Annotated in this window: 19 protein-coding genes and 1 pseudogene; 6 read left to right on the top strand and 14 right to left on the bottom strand. The window is 47.6% G+C overall.

What is annotated here, in order from left to right; all coding sequences use genetic code 11:
* Positions 1-23: 23 nt before the first annotated feature.
* The 4 genes from GSQ70_RS08525 to GSQ70_RS25970 all read right to left on the bottom strand — a co-directional run bounded on the left by GSQ70_RS08525 (position 24) and on the right by GSQ70_RS25970 (position 2,323).
* Positions 24-629 carry an RES family NAD+ phosphorylase gene (locus GSQ70_RS08525; RefSeq protein ID WP_233268259.1) on the bottom strand — a complete coding sequence of 202 codons (606 nt, stop codon included), beginning with the start codon at positions 627-629 and terminating at the stop codon, positions 24-26.
* A gap of 58 nt (positions 630-687) precedes the next feature.
* Positions 688-1,398 carry an integrase gene (locus tag GSQ70_RS08520; protein ID WP_158782149.1) on the bottom strand — a complete coding sequence of 237 codons (711 nt, stop codon included), beginning with the start codon at positions 1,396-1,398 and terminating at the stop codon, positions 688-690.
* A 122-nt stretch (positions 1,399-1,520) separates the two neighbouring features.
* Positions 1,521-2,093 (bottom strand): DUF1176 domain-containing protein, encoded by a 573-nt coding sequence (locus GSQ70_RS08515; protein ID WP_233268547.1) that lies wholly within the window; start codon positions 2,091-2,093, stop codon positions 1,521-1,523.
* Complete coding sequence (locus GSQ70_RS25970) at positions 2,039-2,323, bottom strand: DUF1176 domain-containing protein (protein WP_233268258.1); 285 nt, start codon at positions 2,321-2,323, stop codon at positions 2,039-2,041. Before GSQ70_RS25970 ends, GSQ70_RS08515 begins: the two co-directional genes overlap by 55 nt.
* Positions 2,324-2,705: 382 nt before the next feature.
* Between GSQ70_RS25970 and GSQ70_RS08510 the strand changes: the two genes are divergently transcribed.
* A complete protein-coding gene (locus GSQ70_RS08510; RefSeq protein ID WP_158782148.1) occupies positions 2,706-4,778 on the top strand; it encodes an FUSC family protein in 2,073 nt (690 codons plus the stop codon).
* Between the two features lie 28 nt (positions 4,779-4,806).
* Here GSQ70_RS08510 and GSQ70_RS08505 read toward each other — a convergent pair whose 3' ends face one another.
* From GSQ70_RS08505 to GSQ70_RS08495, 4 genes are all read right to left on the bottom strand, one after another.
* A complete protein-coding gene (locus GSQ70_RS08505; protein WP_158782147.1) occupies positions 4,807-5,211 on the bottom strand; it encodes a putative T6SS immunity periplasmic lipoprotein in 405 nt (134 codons plus the stop codon).
* Positions 5,212-5,216: 5 nt separating this feature from the next.
* Positions 5,217-5,459 (bottom strand): hypothetical protein, encoded by a 243-nt coding sequence (locus tag GSQ70_RS26370; protein WP_370521049.1) that lies wholly within the window; start codon positions 5,457-5,459, stop codon positions 5,217-5,219.
* A gap of 2 nt (positions 5,460-5,461) precedes the next feature.
* Positions 5,462-5,758: a hypothetical protein gene (locus tag GSQ70_RS26365; protein WP_370521048.1), complete on the bottom strand. Its 297-nt coding sequence runs from the start codon at positions 5,756-5,758 to the stop codon at positions 5,462-5,464.
* A 198-nt stretch (positions 5,759-5,956) separates the two neighbouring features.
* On the bottom strand, positions 5,957-6,277 hold the full coding sequence (locus tag GSQ70_RS08495; protein ID WP_158782146.1) for a putative T6SS immunity periplasmic lipoprotein: 321 nt from the start codon (positions 6,275-6,277) through the stop codon (positions 5,957-5,959).
* A gap of 297 nt (positions 6,278-6,574) precedes the next feature.
* Here GSQ70_RS08495 and GSQ70_RS08490 point away from each other — a divergent pair, with 297 nt between their 5' ends.
* The 3 genes from GSQ70_RS08490 to symE all read left to right on the top strand — a co-directional run bounded on the left by GSQ70_RS08490 (position 6,575) and on the right by symE (position 8,733).
* A complete protein-coding gene (locus tag GSQ70_RS08490) occupies positions 6,575-7,588 on the top strand; it encodes an HNH endonuclease domain-containing protein (RefSeq protein WP_158782145.1) in 1,014 nt (337 codons plus the stop codon).
* Positions 7,588-8,175 carry a bifunctional 2-polyprenyl-6-hydroxyphenol methylase/3-demethylubiquinol 3-O-methyltransferase UbiG gene (locus GSQ70_RS08485; RefSeq protein WP_158782144.1) on the top strand — a complete coding sequence of 196 codons (588 nt, stop codon included), beginning with the start codon at positions 7,588-7,590 and terminating at the stop codon, positions 8,173-8,175. Before GSQ70_RS08490 ends, GSQ70_RS08485 begins: the two co-directional genes overlap by 1 nt.
* A gap of 213 nt (positions 8,176-8,388) precedes the next feature.
* Entirely contained in the window at positions 8,389-8,733 is a 345-nt protein-coding gene (gene symE / locus GSQ70_RS08480; RefSeq protein WP_158782143.1) for an endoribonuclease SymE, read from the top strand.
* Between the two features lie 102 nt (positions 8,734-8,835).
* Here symE and GSQ70_RS08475 read toward each other — a convergent pair whose 3' ends face one another.
* The 3 genes from GSQ70_RS08475 to GSQ70_RS08465 form a co-directional block, all read right to left on the bottom strand.
* Positions 8,836-9,225, bottom strand: coding sequence for a DUF943 family protein (locus tag GSQ70_RS08475; RefSeq protein ID WP_158782142.1), 390 nt, complete (start codon positions 9,223-9,225; stop codon positions 8,836-8,838).
* Between the two features lie 131 nt (positions 9,226-9,356).
* Positions 9,357-9,836, bottom strand: a complete 480-nt coding sequence (locus GSQ70_RS08470; RefSeq protein WP_158782141.1) for a DUF943 family protein — start codon at positions 9,834-9,836, stop codon at positions 9,357-9,359.
* Entirely contained in the window at positions 9,826-10,668 is an 843-nt protein-coding gene (locus GSQ70_RS08465; RefSeq protein ID WP_158782140.1) for a YPO3983 family protein, read from the bottom strand. Before GSQ70_RS08465 ends, GSQ70_RS08470 begins: the two co-directional genes overlap by 11 nt.
* Positions 10,669-10,887: 219 nt before the next feature.
* Here GSQ70_RS08465 and GSQ70_RS08460 point away from each other — a divergent pair.
* Positions 10,888-11,708: pseudogene (locus GSQ70_RS08460) on the top strand (IS3 family transposase).
* Between the two features lie 540 nt (positions 11,709-12,248).
* Here GSQ70_RS08460 and GSQ70_RS08455 read toward each other — a convergent pair.
* From GSQ70_RS08455 to GSQ70_RS08445, 3 genes are all read right to left on the bottom strand, one after another.
* Positions 12,249-12,572: a hypothetical protein gene (locus tag GSQ70_RS08455; protein ID WP_116397507.1), complete on the bottom strand. Its 324-nt coding sequence runs from the start codon at positions 12,570-12,572 to the stop codon at positions 12,249-12,251.
* Between the two features lie 16 nt (positions 12,573-12,588).
* The gene (locus tag GSQ70_RS08450) at positions 12,589-13,560 is read right to left on the bottom strand and encodes a toll/interleukin-1 receptor domain-containing protein (protein ID WP_158782139.1); all 972 of its coding nucleotides are present in this window, start codon (positions 13,558-13,560) and stop codon (positions 12,589-12,591) included.
* A gap of 81 nt (positions 13,561-13,641) precedes the next feature.
* The gene (locus GSQ70_RS08445; RefSeq protein WP_158782138.1) at positions 13,642-14,157 is read right to left on the bottom strand and encodes a hypothetical protein; all 516 of its coding nucleotides are present in this window, start codon (positions 14,155-14,157) and stop codon (positions 13,642-13,644) included.
* A 341-nt stretch (positions 14,158-14,498) separates the two neighbouring features.
* Here GSQ70_RS08445 and GSQ70_RS08440 point away from each other — a divergent pair, with 341 nt between their 5' ends.
* The gene (locus GSQ70_RS08440; RefSeq protein ID WP_158782137.1) at positions 14,499-15,416 is read left to right on the top strand and encodes a WYL domain-containing protein; all 918 of its coding nucleotides are present in this window, start codon (positions 14,499-14,501) and stop codon (positions 15,414-15,416) included.
* Positions 15,417-15,464: the final 48 nt, after the last annotated feature.

Here is a 15,464-nt window from a genome sequence, read left to right as displayed (position 1 = left end):
ATCAGGCCAACGTTGGCCTGAATTTAAGACCCATTGCCTCCACAAGGTTCAATAAGCACAATCCCCAGCTGATCGGCTTCCTCTTCAATCGCTTCCATTACAGCATCAGATTCCCCCAACCGCTGTGACTCAATCGCCACCGTAAAATCTTCCAGCCTGACTCTGTCGCCGAAAAGCATCACTGCCGTCTCTCCATGCTGTCTGGAAGACCATTGCAGTCCATGCGCCTCAGGACAGGCCAGATAAATGGCCAGAGAATATTCACGAGTATAAACATACTGGTCAGCAGAGGAATCCAGTAATTCAGAACGTTTGACGCCCATCTTGCGGAGCGTTTTGGGGTTCAGATCGATCAGATTAAGATCGGTACAGGGGATGATAACCGAGTGGACCACGCCTTCCAGCCTTGCCAGGTCAAAGGGCACTTCGGCTGAATCTTGTGGCAAATCGTGGAAGAGAGTTTCCATTACCGCCACGCCGATGTTCGCTCCGCCATAGAGAGTCGGTACACCGTTGGCGAGCGGGCTGAACCGCGAGCTTCCTTTTCCCGGGTTAAATCTGAGGGCCGTAAATCTTGCTGAATGCAGCCGGTAAATGGGATTGCCTGCTCTCCAGATTGCAAAATTCACCTCCAGCTTATCCTTTGGCTTCCGCAATCTGCGGACGACAACGTCCCTGTCGTCTGACTCAGCCATGAGAACCGCCGTCCAACTCCGCCTGAGCTGCCTGCAGAACCTGCTGCGGCTGAGTGGTCAGCATATCTTTTGGTTTACTGCCCCCCAGCCAGCTATTCGCAGAACCAAACCAGATGGCTAACCCCCACGGCGTTTTCCTTTCACCAAACAGTGAAATGACCTGTTTAACGACGGGAACAGGCCGGAATCCTTCATCTAATGCATATAACGGGTAGTTATCTTTCCCGTTTAACTGCAACGCAAAGATGCTACCGGCAGACTTCCAGCGGTTCGGACCCGCGCTGGGATTCGAATTCTGGAAGTTGGCTTTTTCTGACAGCTCTCTGGCCGTCAGCCACTCAGACTCTTCCAGGATACGCGCGGTGAGCTGCTCAAGACGCCGGGCATTTCGTTCCGCACGGGCCACTCTGTCCGTCTTCGCTTCATCAAGAGTCACAACGGGCGCTTTACGGCGGGTGACATTTGTTTTTTTGGTTTCGGTTTCCGGCATATTCATCGATGCCAGCACGGCATTCATTGCTGCCCTCATCGCCACCTTGACCGTTTCATTAAAAACAGGATTGCGCTCTACAGCCTGACCTAAATCAATCACCAGATAGTCAGTATCCGCATTCGTTTTCAGCTTGTTGAGCTGCTCGCCATTCAGTGTCTGCACATCGAATGAGAGCTCATTGCGCCTTGCTGCGCTAGCTTTGACAGTCATTGTTCACCTCATCATGCAGGGTGGGTATATAAGTTATATTCATTATATACATGATAGTTAATTTTCACTACCTGATTGGTGATAACGCCATACCTCATCATGCCAACCCCAGAAGAGAACCGTTAAAGCGCAGGCTTCACTTCTGTCACCCATCCCGGCATCTCCCAACCACCTTCTGTACTCACAGTCCGGTAGAGCGCCAGGCGGCTTTTACGGAACGCTTTTCCATCCCATACCCACTCTTCTGTCGTCGCTATGTTGCCCATACTGTTGCCCAAAAAATAATTCGAAATAACGCCTTCCTGATAATTTGTTCCACGGTTAGTCACTATCACGGGCTTCCCTGCCAGGCCTTTGTCGATTACCCAGTAAGCATGCCCCTGGTTATAAGCGGCATGCCAGCAAAGCGTGGAGATCAGCGAATGCTGATCATCGAGAGGAATTAACATGAACTCATCTTTGGCGATCTGACCATGAACACTGGGTTCGTCAGGAAACTGCATACGCTCGCAATCCATATCGTCGTTCTCCGTGGCGAGCAGGCGGGGTCTGAGTGCAGCAACTTCCGCTTTATCCAGAACACGGGGCTGGGTGTGACTGACTTTAGCAGCCTGAATAATGGGCGCGGGAATCACGTCCTTTACGCTGCTTTCGGGTTTATTTCCCGTTTTGACCCACGCTCCTGGCGTTCCGATTCGACCCTGACATCAACAGTCGTCGGGGTATCAGCACCTGCAAGGCGGGTGAGCACAACGGCCCCTTCAGGCCATTGCTGCTTATCATAGCCAGCGGCACGACAGGTCAGCGTGTTGTCACAGGCCATTTCCCAGTCTTTATAGGAGAAAGAAACGCCTTTGTCCTCAGCCATCGCCGGGCCAGCCAGTATGCCTGTGACGATCAGTGCTGCTTTGTATTTGTTCTTCACACCCTCTCTCCTTAATGGTCAGTCAGGATGATTTAAATAATCATAAGATTGTTTTACGAATCTTTTTTATGGTTCAGCGCCGTTTTTCGTCCACTAAATAACGCATAGTTGATCTGTATCATTGACATCCCTTATCGATAGATTGTTACGGGTAACGTCAATAACATTGATAAATCAAGTGGGTTCAAACTGGTTGATACCTCTGAATGAACCCGCGCAGACCGTTGCTTAAGATTGTTTATACAGTTGATATTGCTATTAATAACGGACAGGGAATATCTTTTTTTATTACGAAACAATTTGACGTAGTTAACCCCATGATCCGGCCGCTAATTCTGGCAGGATGCTGCCAACTCCGCACGTCTCTGGTAGCCATTCTGTTATGCAGTGGTTTTCGAAAAACGCCGTTCTTTTTTCTGTAAAGACCTGCCTTGCCGCCTTTCTGGCTCTGTATATTTCTCTTGAACTCAATCTGGATAAACCCGCCTGGGCACTGACCACGGTCTACGTCTCTTCCCAGCTCTACGCGGCTTCCACCCTCTCCAAATCGGTCTTTCGCCTGATGGGGACTCTGCTGGGTGGCCTCTTTGTTTTTCTGATTTATCCCGAGACCGTGCAGTCTCCGGTGCTGTTCAGCCTGTGTGTTTCGCTGTGGGTCAGCGTTTGCCTGTATCTTTCGCTGCACGATCGTACCCCGAAAAGCTATGTCTTTATGCTGGCGGGCTACAGCGCCGCAATTATGGGCTTTCCCGGCGTAACCCTGCCGCTGACCATTACCGGGACAGTGATTTCACGTATTGAGGAGATTACGCTTGGCGTGACCTGCAGCAGCTTTATTCACGGACTGTTATTCCCGGTGAAGATGCGCAGCCTGCTGGAACAGAGCGTCAACGTCTGGTATCAGAACGGCCGCAAGCTGTGCAGCGATCTGCTGAACGGCATCCCGAAGGATAACTCGCCGGAGCGGGAAGAGATCCTGATCCGCATGGCGCAATATCCGCAGCAGGTCGAGGTGCTGATCACCCACTGCGTCTATGAGGGCAACGCAGCGCGCAAGCTGATCCGCCTGGTCAGCGTGCAGTATCAACATCTGTCGTACCTGATCCCCACGCTGACCGCCATTGAGCAGCGTCTGCACCAGATGTCACAGCTGCAGATCCACTTTCCAGAGACGGTCGCTCAGGCCTTTCAGCAGTTTTTAATGTGGCTGAACGACGGTGAACACATCAAGGACACCGCCGACATCCAGGCCACGTTATCCGCCTGCCAGGCAGAGCTGAAACATGCCTGGCAACAGGGAGAACTGCCAACGGGTGAATGCCTGCTGCTGACCGGACTGCTTGAGCGCCTTGCTGACGTTGTACGCATCGCCGGGGCTTACCAGAGCGTCAGCGACCTGGTCAGCGATCTCTCCGGCGATACCAGCCTCGCCCACAAAGAACGGTCGAGCCCTCATATTGATACCGGCCTCGTCCTGCTCTCCGCGTTGACCTCTTTCCTGGCAACATTTGGCGCCTGCCTGTTCTGGATGGGGAGTGCCATGAATAATGGTGCCACCGCGCCGATGATGGCGGCGATCCTCAGCTCCTTTTTCGCTAACGCAGATACGCCAGGCAACTCAATGAAGCTGTTTATTAAAGGCGTGGTGATTTCCGTCGTTATCAGCGTGCTGTACGTGGCGGTGCTGATCCCTGGCGCCATCACCTTTGAAGCCCTGATGATCTGCCTGACGCCGGGGCTGATCCTGCTTGGGCTGGTGATTGCGAATCCGGCCACCAATATGATCGGCCTGAGCGTCGCCATCCAGATCCCGGGCTTAATCGGCATGAGCCATGACCTCAAGCCCGATCTGCCCGCAGTGATTAATAACGCTATCGCCTCAATGACTGGCGTACTGTTTGCCGTGGTGATTACCCTGTTGATCCGCAACAAGCGGCCATCGTGGACGGCCCGACGGGCGGTACGTTCAGGGCTACGCGAACTGCTGCGTTTTGTGAAGGAGATGGAGCGCAACGGCTCTTCCCTGCTGGCACGTCAGCAATTTATCACCGGTATGCTGGAGAGAGTAAACATCATTCTGCCGCGCATGCGTCTCGATCCGCATCCTGACCTGCTGCCGTCGGGCAACCTTGTGACAGAGGTATGGCTGGGAGTGAATTGCTATGACTACTACGCCCGCAACCGGGACGTTCTGGGGAACTACCACATCGATAACGGGCAGATGTTCCACGAGCTGGCGCTGTTTCTGAAACGCCGGATGAAGTCGCTGAAAGCAGCTCCGCATGCCGGCCTGCTGGATGAACTGGATATATTGCTGCTGGAGATGGAAGGTCTGGCAGCTGAGGCTGAAGAGATCTTCACGCCGCTGATCCATTTATACAGCATCAGGCTGTGGCTTTTCCCGGAAAACGCCTGGCCTGTCCGGGAGCTGGGGTATTTACGGGGACGGCGATGAATTGGGGTCGCCGCCTGGTTGCTATCCCCTACCTCTCAATGCTTAATTGCCCTCTGGTTGTTTCCAGGGAGAATTCGGTGATAAACAGACGGCTTGAGGGGAAAATTTTCTTATCGGCTTTTTTCTTTGAGTTTAAATTTACTGATACGGTATAAGGAACGCCGGTTAAGAATTTATAGCCATTAGTTCCGATACAGTCATCTTTGGTAAGAAAATAACTTTTATCAATATACGTATCTTTCACCTGTTGATTTGAGTCATTTCTGTGAATAAGTACGCTCTGAACTTTTTCATCACCTTCAGGCGAAACTGTAACACATACGGCATTATTTCTGATTGCTACTTCAGCATGTTCCGGTGGGTAGTAACGATCACCCGCTCCAGGGCAACCAACCAGCAACAGGGTTGAAAAGATTGTTATTAATTTTTTCATGGCGTTTACCTCTGCTGGAAGAAAGATTTTAGTACGGCTTTGTATTTTTCTTTTATACCTTTATCAGCGGGGCCATTATAGGAGAACGTATAATTCCTTTCGGAAAGCCAACGCTCATAGCCATAGCGTTCCAGAATGAAATAGTCAGCTATGATTTGCGCCTGCTGCTCCATAGAATAATTATTAATCCCCCGGTTAACATCCAGTTTATAACTATAATTGGCCGCCCAGCTAAACAACCCTCTCATTCTCACCCACATACCCTTCTGATGCTGCCAGACAGAGCCATTTCATGGATGAAGAAGTGTTGTTTGCGAAAATCCGACATCGAGGAAAAATCCGGGGAATACTGTTCTTTTCTGAAATAGATCTCACCATTTGGCGACATCCCTACATTTTTCCCTTGAAGCCCAAGTGGCAGATAGCTGTCACAGTGTATCCAGACTTTGGGGTAGATGATTGAACGACCAAACACCCCACGCGCTAAAGCTACCTCTCCCAGGGTGAGGAGGCGTAATGTCCCTTCTTTGATATCCTTTTCCATCATTACTGGTTCCTTTTATCCATGTTGATGAATATTAATGCCGAATCTGCAATGAGTCTACATGCCTCAATACATCGTCATATGATATAAAAATACACGCACCTTGACTTCCTTTTATTACTGAATTGCTCTCAATATTAGCGCGTTACCCTCTCCCTTTGCCAGTATAAATGAGGCGCTAAAAGTACGGCCTGCCCCCCGTTAATCTGTCCTCTTTTCAAGCTGTATGGACAGGCCATAGGGGCGGTCAGCCTCAAACTGATAACCATAGAGAGGGATACATTGTTCCGGCAAGATATAAACAGGGTGAGAGCCATCAGTGAAGTGTTTACGGAGTGACTTCTCTTTCTCCTGACTCTCGATATTTAACGAGACGATAAACTCCCCCTTTTCCGCAGGAACTGACATACAAACGTTGTTGTTTATCAGCGAGACCTGAGCCGGGTAAACCTTTGGCCGGGGATCGTTCAGCTCACAGCCTGAAAGAAGCAGCATGATGACAAGCGCGGTAGAAATTTTCATTTTCATCAAGTCCCTTTGAAGAATTCCGAAGCTATCTTAGCGATGCGGCTAAACGCTATCCAGCGTCTCTGCCAGAGATTGTGAGGCGAGAGAAGATTGCAATCCAGGATTGCCAGATTTCGAAATAATACGAGGTTCCGGTGACTAAATTTTAGTGAGGCTATAGCTTTACAGTGATAGTGATGGCCAATAAAAGTTGGCCAGACTTTGAGCCTTTTCGGTTTACAACCGACGAGTTTTGTTATGTGATCCTGTTACGTTGATTTTTACGAGCAGCCTCACAAAACAGGACCCTGCATGCGTTTTTATCAGGCCGATCCCAAACTCGAGCACTACTGGCGCGGGGTGATCCTTTTTGGCAAGAATGTCGCCTCCTATAAATTCGCCCTCGCCCATGCGCTGTACGACCTGAAGCAGCCGGGAAATGACCTGATAACCCTTGAGGCGCTGGCCGCCCCTTTTGCCCGCCATCTGTGTGCTCATCTGAAACAGGCCCCAAAGCAAATCACCAGCAAGCGAAGCCAGTTTCTGGACGCCTGCATGCAGTTCAATAACGGTGAGATTAGCGAAGAACAGCTGACTGGCATTACCGTGAAACGGGGCTTTGCCAACGTGATTGATGCTTTCCATAATGTTAATCAGGCTGAGATCGGCAAGCGCTTTTTTCTGGACGAGCGCAAAACGGAAAAAGGCATTCGCCTGACCGACAATTACTACTACCTTACCGAAAACGATCAGTTCCCCAACCTGATTCAGGAAACCGATGCGCGCTGGCGTCTGGTGGAAGAGGCCTGGGCGATGGGCGTATCGCGTAACCTGATCGCCGTTGAATACGATAGCGAGAGCAAGATGCTCTTCAGCCGCAGGAACAACAGGCGCATCACGATCACCAGTTGCCGCAACAGCCTGAACGGCTATCAGAAAGGCTACTGCTTTTACTGCTACCGCCCAATCAGCGTGGCTGCGGGAGAGGAAGGTCTGGCTGACGTCGATCACTTTCTGCCCTTTATCCTGAATGACAGCCTCAGCAACCTGGACGGCGTCTGGAACCTGGTGCTGGCCTGCCAGGAGTGTAATCGTGGCGCTAAGGGAAAATTTGCCCAAGTCCCTGAGATTAAATGGCTTGAACGCCTTTATGACCGGAACGAGTATTTTATTAACAGCCATTTGCCCCTGCGCGAAACGTTGATCCGGCAGACAGGCAATACGCCGACGCTGAGGCATAATTTCCTGCAACAAAGCTGGCAGACGGCCAAAAATACGCTGTTGCATGAATGGGAGCCCACCGTACAAGGAGACGGGATTTTCTGATGAATGACGACTACTACCAGCGAAACGCACAGCGGTTTTATGAGGATACAGTGCATGTCGATATGTCTGCGTTGTATCAGCCTTTTATCGCTCATATGCAGCCAGGTGCGCGGATTCTGGATGCAGGTTGTGGCTCTGGCCGCGATATCAAAGCATTCAGTGAAATAGGCTTTGAGGTTGAGGCGTTTGATGCTTCAGCGGAACTGGTTGAGCGGGCGAAATTGTTAACGGGGAAACCTGTGGAGTTGATGCGGCTTCAGGAGGTTAGCGCCGTTGAGAGGTATGACGGGATTTGGTGCTGCGCTTCCCTGCTGCATGTTCCTGAGCAGGAGTTGTCTGAAGTTATGGCGCTTTTGGCAAGGGCGTTGAAGCTGGGTGGGGTCTGGTATTTGTCGTTTAAATACGGGAATGGCGAGCGGGAGAAGGATGGGCGCTTGTTTACTGATATGGATGAGGCCGGGTTGCAAAGGTTCACTGCGGGATTGAATGATAAATTGAATATCATCGATATGTGGAGGACCGGAGATTTACGGCCAGGTCGGGGTTCGGAATCCTGGTTGAATGCAGTGTTGAAAAAGACTCGCTGAAATAGTACATATTTAAACCTGAAAAAATCGTTATTTTAACCTTTCATGTTTTTCATTAAATTTGCGATCGGCTTAATAGTTTTAGAACTAGAATTGATTCACGCCTGATATGACTTTAGTTACTGGTTATAATAACAGGGTCATTTAATCGCGATGTGAATGTGCGGGAACACATCCACACCGCTAACCACAGCAACTACAGGACTAGTTATTATGGCTGAGCGAGATTGTAGTGCAGATACCGATCTGAAAGAAGTGATAAGCCACGCAGCACACCGGATAAAAGTGAGCTATGCGAGCACCTTCCCAGATTATGAGAAGATCCCATCGCTAAACCTCAAGGGTAAATGGATGGCAGCAGCCGGTTTCGGCATTGGCACTCAGGTGGATGTACGTGTGATGGAAGGCTGTCTGGTGATCACCAGCCGTCAGCCTGAGCCGGAAAAACCTGAAGAGTCGGAGCTGATGAAGTCATTGCGACAAGCTTGTAAATTCTCAGCCCGCAAGCAGCGTCAGATACAAGAATTTATTGAAGTTATAGGTGGAAGACGGGTTTGAGTATGAGCGGCTTACTCAGGGTCGTAATCAGGGGTGAGCCGCCTCTTTCGTTCTCATAATTCTTATTAGAACAGTGAGATAATATATCAATATTACGATGGCTCACTCGAAATAATTTGGCGCATTTCGGGCGTTACCTACAGTCAAAAGAGGATCTTTCTCAATGCAATTAGCTTTTTCAGGCATATCTTTAAAACACAACAAGTCAGAGTCCTGATCCAACTGGCTATCCATACGATATCCATCCCCAAACCCCTGAATATAAATGGCATAGTACCCATCTTTGTCTGCCAATGGGATATCATATTTATCTTTAATCATTTTTTTATTTTCCTCCCACCAGGCAATCTGTCGGCTTTTTAAAAGTGGGAAGTTCTCGACTATTATAGTGTTACCATCATGTACCGCAACAATCCTGACAGGCCTTAACATATACCATGTAGCATCGACAAAAATAGCGATAACCATCAGGATAATAAAACGTTTAATCATTTTCCAGTTCGTTCCTGTAGATTTTACGTTACCAGAAATTAGAGGGGCATGACAGTGATTAGGCTATTCTTATCAGGATAACCTCGGTATCGTACTGCGACAGCAGTATGGCAGATGAGAGTATGTTTCTATCATTTAGCCTCTAATTTATTATCTAACTTAACTATGCTCCCATTTTTTTTCAACTGATACTTACCATCATATACGGTGAAAAAAGTTCCCAGGTTAATGCTGTTACTGACAGAAAAAGCAGCATCTTTTTCAATGCAATTTTCCTTAGATTTCATCTCGTCAAAGCAAAGTCTGTCATGTTTACCCTCCTCCATATAACCTTCCCCAAACAACCAGAATGTAATATTAAATGAACCATCGCTCTCCGGCGCAGGGATATTGTATTTATCTTTAAGGGTATCTTTATTTTTTAGCCACCAATTTATTTTACCCTTATCAGTAAAAGGAAAATTTCTGACCAAAACATCGCTAAAGCCACTACTTCTATTGTGTATTGCAACGATTTCAACAGGTCGCAATGATGACCAGAGGGTGTATCCAACCAAACACCCTCCCAGCAAATATAACGCTATGATGATTTTTATTCCTTTACCTGCCATTTCGGCTCCCGTTAAATTCAATGGTGGCATTCATATTAGTCATGAATGGTTTGAAGCCAAACTGATTGAATCTCTGAAGTACAAACCATATCCGAAAAAAACGAAATTGGTTAAATTTAAATTTCGAAATATCATCACCATCCAGACCAAAATGATCCTGTACTTTGTAATGCACAACTGCACGATAACGATCATTATTAATCTGTAAAGATTTAATAGCAATGTGTGTTGCCCATGTATCATGAACAGTTATTCCCGTTCCGTTAAAATTATCCTGAAACCTGTCAAATTTAGGCAACCTCCCTCCAGATATAATCTCTTTAAAATTTTCTTTTTTCTCATCTGGATAAAGGCTTTTCTCCCAGTTTATATTTTCTTCTAATGTGTTTTTTATTCTCAATAGGGTACTATTATCTGTTTTGTCACAGATGACATGTTCTTTCAAAGCGCTATCCAATGATACATCCAGGAAAGGTATGCCATTGCCAATCTGCATATGGGTAATCATCTTTTCGATCAAGTGCCGATAAGGGCCATAAGTGGCGAACGGTCGGGACAGGTGACGGAACTCGTCAAACAAGATGCTGACGCACTCCTGAGAGGTAATTTTCCTGCCCTCGCCATGCGAACCATAGAACATCGACTGTGGCTGGCCGAATGGGGTGATTTTTGTCAACGTGTAAGGGTTCACCCGGGTAGAAACATCCACCAGATGATAATGCGACTTGAGCTGTGCTTCGGACAGGTCACCACACTGCATGTCAGTGGCGCTGTAATCATCCATCCGTTTCTGGGTTTCAAAAATGGTACAGGGGAATTGTAATGCTGCCATGGTAACGTTCCTTGTGTGGTTGTCCTGAGGCAAATCATACCCTTGTAAAAGCATCTGTAAATGTCGGAGATCCTCAGAAGGTAAATTAAGATTTTTGCCCAACTTTGAAGTTTTCTTGACTCTCATTTCCGTATTAGATAACGGGAAAGACAAATATCTGTCACTAATCCTGAACAGAGGTGGTGCCAATGAAAAAAGTCACGATTCACCGAAGAGCAGATTGTCTTTGCCCTGAAGCAGGCCGAGCTGGGGACGTCCGTGCCGGATGTCTGCCGCAAGCTGGGTATCTCCGATGCCACGTTTTACACCTGGCGCAAGAAATACGGTGGAATTTCCCCGTCTGAACTCAAACACATGCGGCAGCTGGAAGAGGAAAACCTGCGTCTGAAGAAACTGTGATGCTCAGGCGGGAAGGCTGGCGTGATAACCACAAAAGGATTTACCGGCTTTACAGCGAACAGGGGCTGTCGCTACGCCTCAAACGGCCACGCCGCAATAAATCCGCACAGCGCCGACAACCGCAGCTTCAGGGGCTGTATCCGAATCACGTCTGGGGCATGGACTTTGTCTCTGATGCGCTGTTTGACGGAAGGCGATTGCGCCTGCTGACGATAATCGATTTGTTCACACGTGAATGCCCGGGAATTTGCGTGGGCCAGAATTTACGTTCAACAGAAGTGGCAGAAATGCTGAACAGCATCGCGCTCAGACGGCCCTTACCTCAGTTGCTGAAAACAGATAATGGTTCTGAATTTGCAGGGAAAATGCTGGACAGGTGGGTGTATGAACGGAGTATCCGCATTGACTTCTCACGCCCGGGCACACCGACGGACAATGCGACCGTGAAGTCTTTCAACGGCAGGTTAAGGCAGGAATGTCTGAACGAGAACTAGTTCATGTCCCTGGAGGATGCCCGGTGCAAAATCGAGGCCTGGCGCATACACTATAACCAGAGTCGTCCCCATTCTGCACTGGGCTGGATGACCCCATCTGAATTCGCCGGGAAATCTGCCGGTTGCCAGAATGTGCAACCAACATGAGGCCGGTTATTCCTGATTATGACTGGAGCATATTCGGGGTCAGGGTCATTTGCGGTATCGACCTGTCGAGCTGTGCCCATCTGGATCCGGAAGTCAACGCGGAAACTCGCCACAGAAAGTTACGCAGCATTATCGACGGATTGGATGTACCGGTGATAACAAGCTCCTGGTACTGTGTCTAGTGCAGTGCTCATTACAGTGGGGATAAATACTGTGCTTCATGTGGGACGGGCATTTACAGTATTAAAGAATCCAGTTGGCAACTCAATTACTGCTGCGACATTGGTCTTGAATAATGGCTGTCAGCTTGTAAGACCCGCGTGATCTGTATTGTATTCCTGCAGCTGTCTTTATACGTTTCAGATCCTTATCGGATTGATGCTCATTCCGTTGAATATCAGCGTTGTAGCTACCTCTTCTTAACGTCTTCTTTGATGTTGGTGCTCACTGTGATGCTGAGCTGATTACAAGAGCAGAAATCAATAACTCCCGACTTTTCCGCGAAAGAACTGAACACAAGTGTGCTTTACAAGACCCTTATTATCTATCAGAACAAAACTTTTCCTGAAAGTGCTGTCGGCATTCAGCTATTGCTGAACATATATCTCGTGCAGGGCGCATGTGATAGGTTATTGCTGTCTGGAATCCCTTACCGGTTTGAAATCCCAAGTGTTCAAGACTTATAACATCGTCAGTCTTGATCCAGCCACGCTCACCATGCTCACCGATATTTCCCTCACGATAAACGATGATTTTCTCCGGGTAGTCAGGATTTTCACCTTCCTTCGAGAAAATCTCATAGCGGACATCGCCGGTGCGTTCATTGCTCAACAGCAGTACTTTTACCAGATTGAGTTGTACCATTGTTGCCTCCCGGTCCTCAGGACATACGTTGTTTTACGGATTTGAAGAACATATCCCACAAATGTTCTGCCATACCTTCATTGGTCAGTAATGTGTTATGACTGTTTCCGGTGACCCCCATCATCGTGCGAAAACCCAGAGACTGACCGTTATCCGCTAAACTTAGACTTTCGTTGTAGCTGTTTCGAACCATGCCGTCATGACTGAAACAGACTGAGCCTACCCCATGGAGTCTGTCACCACGCCAGACCCCACACTGCCCCGTCCGGGTACCATGTAAATAAATCGCGCAGGTGAACGCGCTGGAGTCAACCGGTTGAAATTCCACTTCTATACCTGGGTTGCGTTGTTTTAGCTCGAAGAGAGAGTTATCGAAATAGCGTGCAACATACTCAAAACCTTCACGGCTAGCCCGATCTTTATCGAGATCGCTGAATGTTTTTGGAAGCGAGAGGTTGCTGGATCGGGGCTGTAAAACTGTATTTACCGACGGTGATAGTTGAGCCTTTGATGAAGTTGAAGCGTGGGGCACTTGGGTTGAATTGTTGGTATCAATACGGGCAGCAGCCTTTGATACTGCATCAACAACCTGCACAAACCCGTCATCATGACTAGGAAACTGAGTAATCGGTTTCCCATCTTTGGTTGCGGCCAGTAGCTTACCAAAAGGAAGGTTGTGCCAAGCACAATTGCGTAAAATCACAGGGATGACTATCGCTTCCCCTCGTTCATGCCGCGCCATTGCATTCTTAATTTCAATATTCCAGCAATAATCCGATGCAATGAAGTCGCTACTGACTAACAGCAGAATAATATTGGCTTCGGCGAAATAGCGATCTATTTCATGCTCAAATTCCTGCCCAGGAGCAATACGTCTGTCATGCCACGCGCTGATTGTTCCCATACGTTTTAACGGTGAGAGATGCGTTTCGAGCTCGTTACGCAAGGCTTCATCTGCATGAGAATAGGAAAAAACGAGGGTAGCCATAAATGTTAATCTCTCCTTAAATATCCTTGATATCCAGCTATTGTAGTTAGTGTAAAAAGGGGCAAACAGCCCCTAACACGATTAACATGCACTCATCCCATCAGGAGGCATCTTAGGGTTGGCTGCAGCTTGGTTGACTAATTTAAGTATCGCTTCCTTGCCAAACTCCTTGCATAGACGAGCAATGTCCCTTTGTGCATGTGAACGTTTATGTTGCGCGTGTAACCTTGCACATTTACTCATAATCTCCTCCGGTTCGGATTTCAGAGAATGAAGATCCTCTTTACTGATGAAAAAAACCGCCTGATTGGTGATTCCACCAACATCAGAGCCCGTTGAAACGGAATTTGTTGAGACAGGGAGATTCTTCAGCTTCAAGGAGTGAATGACCGCAGATGCTCGTTTAACGCTAAAATCGGCATTAATTTCATACCCTGCAGTTGTGATCGTTTTTCCATCACATAAGGCTGCAAATACGCACAGGCTTGATTTTTGCAAACGCTTTATCACGTCAAGCATGATGAAATTGCCTGAAAAATAAGCATTGAGCTTGTGCCGCGCAATTTCGGGTGAATACTGGTCGGTTACTTTTTCCATCAGTTACTCCAAATCGGTTTATTGGTACCGTTACTGGAGCCACGCTTGTCGATTACGTTGTGAATAACGTATACTCGAAATGCGATTAGCAGGGCTCAAGTGGCGGATTATTCCTCCGCAGAGGTTTTGTTTTTCTGGTGAAGGTTGTTTGCAGACAACCTTCACCATCCCTTCCAGAAGAAATACTCATACAGAACAATTGTTCTATCCAAATATTCCTCCAGGACGATACTGCTGATGATCAATTTATCAACAGGTGTCAATCCTAACTCATTGCAAGAAGTAGATCAACATGTGATAATGAACCGTATACTTAATGTATCATCTATTGGAGTGTTACGATGACGGAATTTCATGACGTTCATTTGGAACTGCTTGCTGAAGCTTATTCGCTTCCTCAGGCAGAGCGACTGGCATACATCGATTTGTGTATACGCTACCTCGGCAGCATATCCAGGTCCGAAATTATGGCTGAGTTCAAAGTTGCACAGGCTGCAGCCTCAAAAGATCTTGCTTTATATCGGGAACTCAAACCAGGTAACTGTAGTATTGATACGGCAACCAAAAGGACGGTTATTTCTCATGGTACCTATACTCCATTGGTGCAGATTAGTGTTCATACGGCGCTGAATCTGATCCAGTATGGTTTCTCTCGTTCGGAGCTGATGCAAAAACGTCCGATGCTGCCGATTGATGAGATAGACCCGCTTTATCTACCCGAGCGTTTGAAAGAAGAACAGGTCTATGTTGTCACCAGGGCAATAAAAGGCCGCTATGCGATCAAATGCACATATGGCTCAGAAAGTGGCGAGCATGGCAAACGGATACTATTTCCATCAGCATTATTTGTAGATCGGAAAAACTGGTACTTCAGAGCTTATGATCGAAACGATTCAGATCCAAAACTGAGTGGGTTTAAAAACTTTAAGTTATCGAGAATTTTTGATGTTGAGCAAGAGGAATCGATACTGCCGACGGTTGCAGAGTTGACGGACAGAGAATGGAATGAGGAGGTTACCTTTATCATTGCATTCAAAAAGGATCTTCGACCTGAGATTGTAGATAAAATCTCTCGTGAGTTTTCGATCAGCGGTAATGTACATTCTGTTACATGTCGCGCTGCTTTGGCCTGGTACGTAAAGACCAACTGGAAAATAGATCTAACTGGAAATAACAATAATGGTTGGTTGTACTTTGATGTCCTGAATAAAGAAGCTTTACAAGAAGTTAAATGCCTGGAGAAGTTGTTTGAAGAGTAATATTTTCAGTCACTGCTCTTCCAAACTGGAGTTTGGTTGCGGATGGGC

Source organism: Pantoea sp. BAV 3049 (assembly GCF_009765445.1).
Taxonomy (GTDB): Bacteria; Pseudomonadota; Gammaproteobacteria; order Enterobacterales; family Enterobacteriaceae; genus Erwinia.
The sequence above is the reverse complement of the archived record's forward strand: the minus strand, read 5'-3'. Positions and strand labels throughout refer to the sequence as shown.

Excerpts from the sequence above, each read along its gene's own strand:
- GSQ70_RS08520 (WP_158782149.1), bottom strand. The coding sequence starts at position 1,398 with ATGACTGTCAAAGCTAGCGCAGCAAGGCGCAATGAGCTCTCATTCGAT.
- GSQ70_RS08510 (WP_158782148.1), top strand. The coding sequence starts at position 2,706 with ATGCAGTGGTTTTCGAAAAACGCCGTTCTTTTTTCTGTAAAGACCTGC.
- GSQ70_RS08505 (WP_158782147.1), bottom strand. The coding sequence starts at position 5,211 with ATGAAAAAATTAATAACAATCTTTTCAACCCTGTTGCTGGTTGGTTGC.
- GSQ70_RS26370 (WP_370521049.1), bottom strand. The coding sequence starts at position 5,459 with ATGAGAGGGTTGTTTAGCTGGGCGGCCAATTATAGTTATAAACTGGAT.
- GSQ70_RS26365 (WP_370521048.1), bottom strand. The coding sequence starts at position 5,758 with ATGATGGAAAAGGATATCAAAGAAGGGACATTACGCCTCCTCACCCTG.
- GSQ70_RS08495 (WP_158782146.1), bottom strand. The coding sequence starts at position 6,277 with ATGAAAATTTCTACCGCGCTTGTCATCATGCTGCTTCTTTCAGGCTGT.
- GSQ70_RS08490 (WP_158782145.1), top strand. The coding sequence starts at position 6,575 with ATGCGTTTTTATCAGGCCGATCCCAAACTCGAGCACTACTGGCGCGGG.
- GSQ70_RS08485 (WP_158782144.1), top strand. The coding sequence starts at position 7,588 with ATGAATGACGACTACTACCAGCGAAACGCACAGCGGTTTTATGAGGAT.
- symE (WP_158782143.1), top strand. The coding sequence starts at position 8,389 with ATGGCTGAGCGAGATTGTAGTGCAGATACCGATCTGAAAGAAGTGATA.
- GSQ70_RS08475 (WP_158782142.1), bottom strand. The coding sequence starts at position 9,225 with ATGATTAAACGTTTTATTATCCTGATGGTTATCGCTATTTTTGTCGAT.
- GSQ70_RS08470 (WP_158782141.1), bottom strand. The coding sequence starts at position 9,836 with ATGGCAGGTAAAGGAATAAAAATCATCATAGCGTTATATTTGCTGGGA.
- GSQ70_RS08465 (WP_158782140.1), bottom strand. The coding sequence starts at position 10,668 with ATGGCAGCATTACAATTCCCCTGTACCATTTTTGAAACCCAGAAACGG.
- GSQ70_RS08455 (WP_116397507.1), bottom strand. The coding sequence starts at position 12,572 with ATGGTACAACTCAATCTGGTAAAAGTACTGCTGTTGAGCAATGAACGC.
- GSQ70_RS08450 (WP_158782139.1), bottom strand. The coding sequence starts at position 13,560 with ATGGCTACCCTCGTTTTTTCCTATTCTCATGCAGATGAAGCCTTGCGT.
- GSQ70_RS08445 (WP_158782138.1), bottom strand. The coding sequence starts at position 14,157 with ATGGAAAAAGTAACCGACCAGTATTCACCCGAAATTGCGCGGCACAAG.
- GSQ70_RS08440 (WP_158782137.1), top strand. The coding sequence starts at position 14,499 with ATGACGGAATTTCATGACGTTCATTTGGAACTGCTTGCTGAAGCTTAT.